The following is a 9276-nucleotide window of genomic DNA, read 5'->3' on the forward strand; positions in this document are numbered from 1 at the left end:
TGAAAATTCCTCGCCACAAACTAAGCTATTCCTGTCTCTTCACTCTTTTGAGCATGCCCATGAAAGCGTGTCTTCATGCAGGTCTCACTCTCGCGCTATCCATTCTGCTTCTCTGGAGCCCAGCCCGAATTGGCCATGCGGAAACCGTCCTGCACGTTGCCTACGAAGATAAAACGCAGTTCCCCTATTACATGGGCGACACCCAGAAGGTTCTGGAGAGACCCGGCGCAGCGGTGGAACTCGTCAAACTGCTGGAAGAGCGGGTACCGGGTTTGCGAATCAAGTTCAGCCGCTATCCCTGGAAACGATGCCTGGCAGTGCTCGAAACCGGCCAGGTGGATGGAATATTCAATGCATCCTACAACGATGCACGCACCCGCATAGGCGAATATCCCCGGCAGAATGGTCAGGTAGATCCCTCACGTCGCCTGACTACCATCAGCTACCATCTATACGCCCTGCCAAATGCTGAGCTCGGATGGAACGGCGAGCTCTTTGAAGATCCCGATCTCGAGATCGGCGCGCCGCTGGGTTATTCCATCGTGAACGATCTGGAGGACCTGGGCGTCTCGGTATTGAAAGTCCGCAGTTCCAGGCAAAGCCTCCAGCTGCTGGTTGCAAAGCGGGTGGACGCTGTCGCCCTCCAGTCGGTTACGGCGGATTTTCTGTTGAGCAAGAATCCTGGCCCATTAGCGGACATTGTCCGGATCGACCCACCCCTGAAAACCAAACCCTACTACCTGATGCTGTCCCGGCAGTTTAAAGCGGCTAACCCGGAGCTTGCCGAGCAAATATGGAACGCCATTGGCGAACTCAGAGAAGAAAAGCTTGAGGTCCTGGCGCAGCCCTATCTATCCGAGTCCGGCTAGTCATATTTGCGAACCTGATTGAGCCGGGTCATCACAAACGCCGCGATGGAGAGAATCAGAATCGCAATGGCCTCGAAGAGAATATTCTCGGGCGCCATATCCTTGCCCTGAAGAATAATCAGTCGGGCCAGTGCCGTGATGGCAATGAAAATGGGGAATACAGAAGCAGATCGCCGATCCGAGTAGAACACAGCCACCATGCCGATGACCTCCAGATACAGGAACATCAACAGAATGTCTGCAAGATTGATGTTCTGGGCGATGTAGAGCGAATGGAGCTCGAAGGCCACGCCCCCGAGTGTCATCAACACAACGATGAACAACAGAATGCGCTCGACTATCTGGAAAAGACCAAGCGCCAACTTCTTTTCGGAAGCATCCATGGGGTTTGCCTTGTTGTTTTAGGGTCTGTCTCTTCGGAAAGTCTAGCCAAGTAATCAGCCTACGCCGATCACATTGATTAAAGAGCGGTTCCGCGATGAGCCAACCCATAGTCAATTGCCGCACATACCGCCGCAGCCTGCGCGGCATTACATTGCTCGGGGGTTACACGGGGGCTATCGGGGTAAACCTCGGTGGTGGTCCGGTAGGGCGCACTCGTAATACCGGCGCACAGGCCCCACTGCGTGAGCGGATATGCGATCACGCCCCGGGCGACCACCGGGGAGCCGAAGATCTCGCCGCTGTCATCGGCCGGCGCAATATGCGTCACCTGCTCCACCGCTCTGATCAATGCCTGCTGGAATTCAGGCTGTGGGTTCTCGCTGTCGTCGACCACGTAAAAGCCATCGGGAATCCCCGCCGGTTCGAACGGCTTGCCGTCGCGGGCAGCCAGCGCCGGGCGAAACTCCGATTCGTCGGTATCGGTAGTCTCGTGCAGGTCGATATGAATCAAGGTACTGTCACGAACAGGCGCTACCAATCGCATAAGGGCGGCTGACTCCTCCGCCCGACTGCCCTCGTGGAATGAACGGTTGGGATCAATCGCATTATAGTTCCAGCGATGAATGCGCTCATACGCCCAGGGACTGACACAGGGCGCAACCAGCAAGTTCACGCGGCCGGCATAATCCTCCGCGTGCTTATCCAGGAACTGCAGCGCGCCATGCACACCACTGGTTTCATACCCGTGAACGCCGCCGGTTATCAGCACCACCGGCAGATCGTTATTCCAGTCGCGGCTGCGAATCGCCATCAGCGGATAGTAATCCGGGCCGTAATCCAGAGCGCCGTACTCTTCCACATCAAAGCGCGAGCGCAGGCCCTCGATCACACTCAACACCTCCGCCTCGTAACTGCGCTGGCGGGTCTGCCGTGACAACCACTCGGCGCGTTCCGCATCGCCCCAGGGAGTGCCGGGAGTGCCAATTGGATAGGGTGTTGAAACTGTGTTCATAGCAGCGCTCCGTTAACGATTGCCCGTAACTCCTGACGGATGGGGTATGTTGATGAGGGAATCAGTTGCGTCATGAAGATCATCACCAGCTCCTCCACGGGATCGACGAAAAAGTTGGTGCTCGCAAGGCCACCCCAACCGTACTCACCGACCGATCCGTTGGTCTGGGATTTGGCGACGTCGGTTTTTACCGAAAAGCCCAGACCAAAGCCAGTGCCGGCATAAGGTGTCTCGCTGAAAGCACCGACAGACAGGCCCGGTAGGTCCTGATTGTAAGGCAGGTGGTTACGACACATGAATTCCAGAGTTTTTCGACCAATAATCCGCCGCCCGCGGAACTCGCCACCCTGGCACAGTGCCTGGGCGAAGTGGAAATAATCGTCGATGGTGGAAACCAGCCCGCCGCCGCCGGACACGAACTGAGGCTTGCGCCGGAAGGGAGACGTCTCGGGGTCATCCTGCAGCGTGAACTGATCTCCAGCCTGGTACTGATAGCAGGCAGCGAAGCGGTCAAGTTGATCATCCCGAACATGGAAGCCGGTGTCAGGCATATCCAGAGGCTCAAAAATATGCTCCCGCAGATACTCATCAAACGGCTTACCCGACAGCAACTGCACCAGATACCCAAGCACATCCGTGCTGACCGAATAGTTCCAGGCTGTGCCCGGGGAAAACTCCAGAGGCAGCTCTGCGAGGTGATCGACCAGGGCTTCCAGCGTCATACTCCGGCTGCCATCCAGCTTAAGCTCGCGATAGGCAGCATCAACGTTGGTGCGCTGCATAAATCCGTAAGTCAGGCCTGACATATGCGTGAACAGGTCGCGAATCGTCATGGTGCTGGATGCAGGCGTGGTCAGGAAGTTCGGATAAACTCCGCTTTTATAAATCCGCCGATGCCTCCAGGCAGGAATATACTTGTGTACGGGATCATCCAGTAAAAACCGCCCCTGCTCATAGAGCTGCATCATGGCGATAGATGTGATCGGCTTGGTCATGGAATAGATGCGGAACACCGTATCCCGGCGGACCGGCTTGTTGCGTTCCACGTCCATCAGTCCCTGGGCTTTCACATAGGCAATTTCCCCTTGCCGGGCGACCAGTGTCAGCGCGCCGGGTAACTTCCCGGGCTGGATGTAGCAACGGTCAAGGTGGCTTTCAATGTTTGAAAGATGATCCGTAGACAGGCCAGCAACCTGTGTGTGTTCCGTCATAGAGGGGGCACCTACTTGCGGGTTTTCGGATTTATGCGACCAGCTTACTCTGGCAGGCCCTCGAACTCTGGCACGTCGCCAAAGTCGCCTTCTAACTCAAACTTCACAGTGCCACACAGGCAAGAGCCAGAATGAACAGTCATCGGTTTTTCTCTATCGCCTCTTACTGAGACACCTGAAACATCGAGAACAGGCAGTCCGGCAGCGACTATTATTTACGTGATCGCAGTGCTGCACCATAAAACAATTCTGCGAGATAGTCAGGCGTCATTCATGAAGCCACGGCGCATAACTCAGCCCCACCAACACACTCAGCGGCAGGCCTGACAAAGCGAGGCTGCGCCGCTCAGAGGTAATGGCAAGTAGTCTGACCCGAGCACGGCTAGTCCAGGTTCCTGGACAGAAACCAGGATTGCAGAAACTCAATGCAGCTGAGTAATTTTGGCTGCGTAAACTGCCGGTTCGGATAGAGCGCATACAGTGTAAGGTCCGGGCGGCTCACCTCCGGCAGCACTTCCAACAGCTTGCCCTGCTCGATGCCCTCCCTGGCCACAAAGCTGGGGAGAAAACCTATGCCCAGCCCGTCCTCAATCACCTGTTTCATGAACAACGTACTGTTCACCTTAAGGGAACCACCAACGATGATCCCCTGCGCCAGCGGCCAAAAATTTCCCGACTTGAAGTAGCTGTAGACGAAGCAATTATGCGCGGCCAGATCCTCCACGTCCCGAATCGGAGGATGGCTCTCCAGGTAGCTGGGTGACACGCACACCTTGTAGGTAAAACGGACCAGCGGTTTGCCCACATAATTGGAATCTAGCATCTGGCTGGACGCCCGGAACCCCAGATCAAAACCATGCTCGATCAGATCCAGGCTTTCGTCTCCAAGCTGTATGTCCAGCTCCACATCCGGGTATTGTTTCATATAGGCGGAGAACAGCTGGGACAGGTCGGTAATGCCCAACGCCATGGGCGCGTTGATGCGCAATTTACCGCGCGGGTTTTCCTGCATGTGCTGCACGTAGGCGTCTGCGTCGTCTACCTGAACCTGCAATTCCCGGCACCGTTTCAGGTAGCCCTCGCCGATGGACGTCAACTGCTGGCCCCGGGTCGAGCGGTGCAGCAGCCTTACCCCCAGGTCCTCCTCCAGTCGCCCTATCTCCTTGCTGATCATCGACGTGGTTACGTTCAGCTCGTTAGCCACGCTGGTGAAGCTACCGGCATCCACTACCCGAACGAACATTCGCATTGCTCGCAATTTATCCATACCGCTCGGCCTAAATGTTTCCAAAATGTTGATACTGTAAAAACATTATTGCCATTTAAGAACATGATGGGAAGCACCAAACTTTACCGGCGATCACGCAATTACCCAATACACGAGGTTTTATTATGTACACCCTTTACTTCATTCCCAACGCCTGTTCACTGGCCACGCAGGCGGTTCTTAACGAGCTCGACCAGAAAAGCACACTGGTTCACAAGCTGGACGCCAACCACTTTGAAGCCCTTAATCCCGTCGGTACCGTCCCCGTGCTCGTGGACGGTGACAAGGTGATAAACGAAGGCGTTGCGGTCATCCTTTACCTGCTCAATAAGCATAAGAACAACTTGATCCCTGAAAGCGGCGACGCACGGCACCGGGCCATCGAAAACATGATGTTTGCAAACGCCACCATGCACCCCGCCTATGGACGACTGTTCTTTGCCCAAGCCAACGTGTCGGATGCAGCGGCCAGGCAACAAGTTTTCGATTCTGCGGCGGTGGCCATCAATAAACTGTGGCAGGTGGTGGAAGCGAGGCTGGAGCACACGCCTTACCTCGGGGGGCACGACATCTCACCCGCCGACATTCTGCTGGCTGTGTACTCTCGTTGGGGCGAGTTCTTCCCCGTAGATATCGTGCTCGGCCCAAACAGCCGACTGATGGTGGATGCTGTATTGAAGCGCGACAGTATGCAGTGGGCTATTCAGCGGGAACAGGATTACAGCACGGGGGCGGCGGCATAAATGGATACCGAACAACCCCAACTGGAAGCCATGGTGAACGAGTATTTTCAGGGCCTGCACACGGGGGACACCGACCGACTGTCGCCGCTGTTTCACCAGGACTGTGTACTCAAATCACCTGGCCTGCGGCGCACACTGAATGAATGGCTAACCGATGTCGCAAGGCGACCAATACCCGCGCACATCGGTCACCCGGAGAACTACCGCATTCTCCGGGTGGAACTGGCAGACAGCCAGGCCATGGTGAAAGTGGCGTGCCCGCTTCCCCACGGCAACTTTACCGACTACCTGGGTTTGCTGAAGGAGGACGGTGTCTGGAGGATCGTCAACAAGATGTACGCGCCAGCCATCGCCTGAATGAACGGAAAAACCATGAAAAGCCTGCCACCCGGCAGGCCATCCAACCATTGAACAATAGGAATTTCGAATGCCTTATGTCAACATCAAGGTCACCGACGACAACGTGACCGTTGAACAGAAGCGCCAACTGATTCAGGGAACGACGCAGCTACTGGTGGACATTCTGAACAAGAACCCTGACGCCACCCACGTGGTCATCGACGAAGTGTCGACCGACAACTGGGGCGTCAAAGGGGAAACTGTCACCGAACTGCGAAAGCGATAACCAACTAACAGGGGAGCAGAACTCACCATGACCACCCTCCGGGAACTTCTGAACGTTGACTACCCAGTGATTCAGGCACCGATGGCCGGCGTGCAGGACAGCGCGTTGACCATCGCAGTTTCCAAAGCGGGCGGGCTGGGTTCGCTCCCCTGCGCCATGCTCACAGGCGAAAAAATCCGCGAAGAAATCGCCAATATCCGGGCCGCAACAGACCGGCCCTTCAACCTGAATTTCTTCTGCCACACCCAGCCACCGGAAGACCCGGAGAAAGAAGCCGCCTGGCGGCAAAGCCTGCAACCCTACTACGAGGAACTGAGGCTGGAGATGAACGAAGACGCCGGCGGCCCAGGCCGCCGCCCTTTCGATGAACAAACGGCCGACCTGGTGGCTGAATTGAAGCCTGCGGTAGTGAGCTTTCACTTCGGCTTACCGGCCCCCGATTTGCTGGCCCACATCAAATCCAACGGTGTTAAAGTACTGGCCAGTGCCACTACGGTGGCCGAAGCCTTGTGGCTGGAGGAGAGAGGCGCAGACGCCATCATTGCGCAAGGGCTCGAAGCCGGTGGTCACCGCGGCCACTTTCTGTCTGACGACCTTGGTCTGCACATGGGTATATTTGCGTTACTCCCCCGAATCACATCCAGAGTGAAGCTCCCTGTAATTGCGGCAGGCGGCATTGCCTCTTCCGAAGGTGTCAAAGCAGCCATACAACTGGGCGCCACCGCGGCCCAGGTCGGCACAGCTTACCTGCTGTGTACCGAAGCAAAAACCAGTGCCATCCACCGGGCCGCCCTTCAGTCCCAGCAAGCTTCCCACACCGAAATCACCAACGTGTTTTCCGGCCGGCCAGCGCGCGGCATCGTCAACCGGCTCATTCGCGAGCAAGGCCCTATCAGTTTGCGCGTGCCTGATTTTCCCAATGCGGCGGCTGCACTGGCACCCCTCAGATCGGAGGCAGAAAAGCTTGGCAAGGGAGACTTTTCGCCCCTTTGGGCGGGGCAGAACACCATGGGGTGCGAAGAGATCTCAGCCGGGGAAATGACGTTGAGGTTGGCGGGTTTCGAGTAATGCTTGCTGGCGAACAAATGCCTTCTGCGTCTTGCCAGAAAAGGCCAAGTAAAAGACGAAGGCAACAGCCGGTTTTAAAGCCCCCTCTTGGCTTCAGCTATTACAGTCTTCATCCTCGCCTGAAGTGCCCGATGCCGGGGAACGCACAGATATAACGTTTCGCTGACCGGGTTAGCGAGAGGATGAGCTTTGATGTGCTCAGACTTCTCAAAGGCCTCAACGGCATGTGCAGGTAAGACGGTAAAACCCAAACCCATACTAACCGGCTCCAGAATCAAACCGATCTGGTTCGAGAACCCCTTTCTGGGAAACAGGTTACTGTGCTGAAACTCAGGGTAATTGGCACCAAGAAGCAAGCTGGCGTGATGACTCCCATCCGGGTGATCGATAAACCCTAGAGCCATCAGAGTGTCCCAGTCCGGTTCCTCGACAGTAGCAGGTGTTACCAACAGCAGCGATTCCTGCGCGACAGGCGTGCAACTTACCTCGGACAGGGTAGATTTCGAAGTCATGAATCCGAGATCAACAATCGACTTCGCGATCGCGTTCTCCACATCCGGATTTGGCGCAAACCGGTAATCGATAACAAGCTTCGGGTGCTTGCTCTGTAGCGCCAAGAGATGTGGATAAAGCTTCAGCCCGACACTACCCGGAGACATGATCCGCACACTGCCTGCAAAGGGCGGATCCTCTCCGACTGTCTGTTCCAGATTCGACAACGCAAAGAGGATGCCCTGCGCCTCGGTATAAAGCCTTTCGCCTGCACCCGATAGAGAAAACTGCTTACCCTGCCTCACAAGCAATTCGGTACCGAGCTGCTCTTCAAGCTTACGCACATGCTGACTGCCCCCCGACTGTGTCATGTGAAGGCGCTCGCCGGTTCGGGTGAAATGACCGACTTCCACCAGTGTGCAAAAGGTGCGTAACCAGGCCGTATTTATCATTACATTACGTAATCTTTTAGAGAATAAATGATAATTTTAACTAATTATCAGCCCCATGTAACCTGCTCTCAGTCTTAACAAAGGAGGACAGCCAATGAGCAACGTGTACCCAAGAAACTTTTCACACATCGGCATATGTAGTTGCCCCCGCTAAACCGGACACCACCTCATTCGTTTGATGCCAGTTCTGCCCGGTACTCCCAGGGCGATTTCATTTTCAGCCCCTTGTGTGGGTGGCTGCGGTTATAGTCTTCGACCCATTCCGGCAACCTGGCCATCACCGTGGCGGCATCAGGGAGATCGTTCAAGTACACATAGTCGCGCTTAAACGTCTTCACGAAGGCCTCAGCCATGCCGTTGCTCTGAGGGCTTCTCACCGGTGTGGTACACACTACAAAGCCCAGAGAGGACGCGAAGGCTCGCGTTTCTTTGGCAATGTAGCAACTGCCATTGTCCGTCAGCCATTCCAGCGGATGAGGCACTCGCTCTGACTGGCCGAACCGGTATTCCAAGCTTTCCAGCAGCAGGTCCTGAACCATCTCACCGGTGATGCCACCAGTAGTCGCTACATAGCGCATCAGCTCGCGATCACAGCAGTCCAGGCTGAAGGCTACACGGACAACCTCCTTGTTCCAGCAGCGGATCTCAAAGCCATCTGAGCACCAGCGAAGGTCCGGCTTCAACGTAATAACCTGGCCATTGTGGCAGCGCTCTTGAGGTCGCCCTGTATACCGGGGTAACAGCAGCCCATCCTGCTTCATCAGTCGGTACACGCGCTTGTGGTTTACTCGCTCATCGTTGGCTGCGAGCAACCGATTCAGTCGAGCCGTGATCCTTCGATAGCCATTGGCAGCACGGGCCTCGCACAGCTCACGGATAAACGGTAAATGCCGGTCATCGTCCTGTTTGCTGTATCTCGGGCTTCGGCCTTTCTGGCGACCATGAAGGCGATCCAACAGATTGGAGCGCGATACCTTCAGCACTTCAGCAACCGGCTTCAGAGGGTATCGTCCGGTGGCAGCAACGGCATGCGCGAGATCAACTTTTTTGACTGAGCCACCTCCAGGGCTTCCCGGAGTATTTCAGCTTCCATCGTCTTACGGCCTAACATCCGCTCCAGCTCCCGAACCTTCTTGTTCAGGGCTTTCACCTC

General features: G+C 55.8%; 10 protein-coding genes and 1 pseudogene. 5 read left to right on the forward strand and 6 right to left on the reverse strand.

What is annotated here, in order from left to right:
- Nucleotides 1-59: 59 nt before the first annotated feature.
- Nucleotides 60-869: a substrate-binding periplasmic protein gene (locus AC13DD_RS20970; RefSeq protein WP_482931689.1), complete on the forward strand. Its 810-nt coding sequence runs from the start codon at nucleotides 60-62 to the stop codon at nucleotides 867-869.
- On the opposite strand, the gene AC13DD_RS20975 is transcribed toward AC13DD_RS20970, so the two are convergent.
- From AC13DD_RS20975 to AC13DD_RS20990, 4 genes are all read right to left on the reverse strand, one after another.
- The gene (locus AC13DD_RS20975) at nucleotides 866-1252 is read right to left on the reverse strand and encodes a phosphate-starvation-inducible PsiE family protein (protein ID WP_482931690.1); all 387 of its coding nucleotides are present in this window, start codon (nucleotides 1250-1252) and stop codon (nucleotides 866-868) included. The genes AC13DD_RS20970 and AC13DD_RS20975 overlap by 4 nt on opposite strands.
- Nucleotides 1253-1329: 77 nt before the next feature.
- Nucleotides 1330-2265 carry a M14 family metallopeptidase gene (locus AC13DD_RS20980; RefSeq protein WP_482931691.1) on the reverse strand — a complete coding sequence of 312 codons (936 nt, stop codon included), beginning with the start codon at nucleotides 2263-2265 and terminating at the stop codon, nucleotides 1330-1332.
- Nucleotides 2262-3476, reverse strand: a complete 1215-nt coding sequence (locus AC13DD_RS20985; RefSeq protein ID WP_482931692.1) for a serine hydrolase domain-containing protein — start codon at nucleotides 3474-3476, stop codon at nucleotides 2262-2264. Before AC13DD_RS20985 ends, AC13DD_RS20980 begins: the two co-directional genes overlap by 4 nt.
- A gap of 382 nt (nucleotides 3477-3858) precedes the next feature.
- On the reverse strand, nucleotides 3859-4743 hold the full coding sequence (locus AC13DD_RS20990; protein ID WP_482901963.1) for a LysR family transcriptional regulator: 885 nt from the start codon (nucleotides 4741-4743) through the stop codon (nucleotides 3859-3861).
- A gap of 125 nt (nucleotides 4744-4868) precedes the next feature.
- Here AC13DD_RS20990 and AC13DD_RS20995 point away from each other — a divergent pair, with 125 nt between their 5' ends.
- From AC13DD_RS20995 to AC13DD_RS21010, 4 genes are all read left to right on the forward strand, one after another.
- Nucleotides 4869-5486, forward strand: coding sequence for a glutathione S-transferase family protein (locus tag AC13DD_RS20995; protein ID WP_482931693.1), 618 nt, complete (start codon nucleotides 4869-4871; stop codon nucleotides 5484-5486).
- Nucleotides 5487-5843, forward strand: a complete 357-nt coding sequence (locus AC13DD_RS21000; RefSeq protein WP_482931694.1) for a nuclear transport factor 2 family protein — start codon at nucleotides 5487-5489, stop codon at nucleotides 5841-5843. It abuts the gene before it with no gap.
- 70 nt (nucleotides 5844-5913) lie between these two features.
- On the forward strand, nucleotides 5914-6111 hold the full coding sequence (locus AC13DD_RS21005; RefSeq protein ID WP_482901966.1) for a tautomerase family protein: 198 nt from the start codon (nucleotides 5914-5916) through the stop codon (nucleotides 6109-6111).
- Between the two features lie 27 nt (nucleotides 6112-6138).
- A complete protein-coding gene (locus tag AC13DD_RS21010) occupies nucleotides 6139-7179 on the forward strand; it encodes an NAD(P)H-dependent flavin oxidoreductase (protein WP_482901967.1) in 1041 nt (346 codons plus the stop codon).
- Between the two features lie 74 nt (nucleotides 7180-7253).
- Here the strand turns inward: AC13DD_RS21010 and AC13DD_RS21015 are convergent, their stop codons facing one another.
- Together AC13DD_RS21015 and AC13DD_RS21020 are read right to left on the reverse strand one after the other, a co-directional pair.
- Entirely contained in the window at nucleotides 7254-8123 is an 870-nt protein-coding gene (locus AC13DD_RS21015) for a LysR family transcriptional regulator (RefSeq protein WP_482931695.1), read from the reverse strand.
- Between the two features lie 167 nt (nucleotides 8124-8290).
- Nucleotides 8291-9276 (reverse strand): annotated as a pseudogene (locus AC13DD_RS21020) (IS3-like element ISMaq2 family transposase); the annotation flags it as partial.

This window comes from Marinobacter sp. L-13 (genome assembly GCF_056857715.1).

Bases quoted from the DNA above. Each gene is read 5' to 3' on its own strand.
- AC13DD_RS20970 (WP_482931689.1), top strand. From the start codon at position 60: ATGAAAGCGTGTCTTCATGCAGGTCTCACTCTCGCGCTATCCATTCTG.
- AC13DD_RS20975 (WP_482931690.1), bottom strand. From the start codon at position 1,252: ATGGATGCTTCCGAAAAGAAGTTGGCGCTTGGTCTTTTCCAGATAGTC.
- AC13DD_RS20980 (WP_482931691.1), bottom strand. From the start codon at position 2,265: ATGAACACAGTTTCAACACCCTATCCAATTGGCACTCCCGGCACTCCC.
- AC13DD_RS20985 (WP_482931692.1), bottom strand. From the start codon at position 3,476: ATGACGGAACACACACAGGTTGCTGGCCTGTCTACGGATCATCTTTCA.
- AC13DD_RS20990 (WP_482901963.1), bottom strand. From the start codon at position 4,743: ATGGATAAATTGCGAGCAATGCGAATGTTCGTTCGGGTAGTGGATGCC.
- AC13DD_RS20995 (WP_482931693.1), top strand. From the start codon at position 4,869: ATGTACACCCTTTACTTCATTCCCAACGCCTGTTCACTGGCCACGCAG.
- AC13DD_RS21000 (WP_482931694.1), top strand. From the start codon at position 5,487: ATGGATACCGAACAACCCCAACTGGAAGCCATGGTGAACGAGTATTTT.
- AC13DD_RS21005 (WP_482901966.1), top strand. From the start codon at position 5,914: ATGCCTTATGTCAACATCAAGGTCACCGACGACAACGTGACCGTTGAA.
- AC13DD_RS21010 (WP_482901967.1), top strand. From the start codon at position 6,139: ATGACCACCCTCCGGGAACTTCTGAACGTTGACTACCCAGTGATTCAG.
- AC13DD_RS21015 (WP_482931695.1), bottom strand. From the start codon at position 8,123: ATGATAAATACGGCCTGGTTACGCACCTTTTGCACACTGGTGGAAGTC.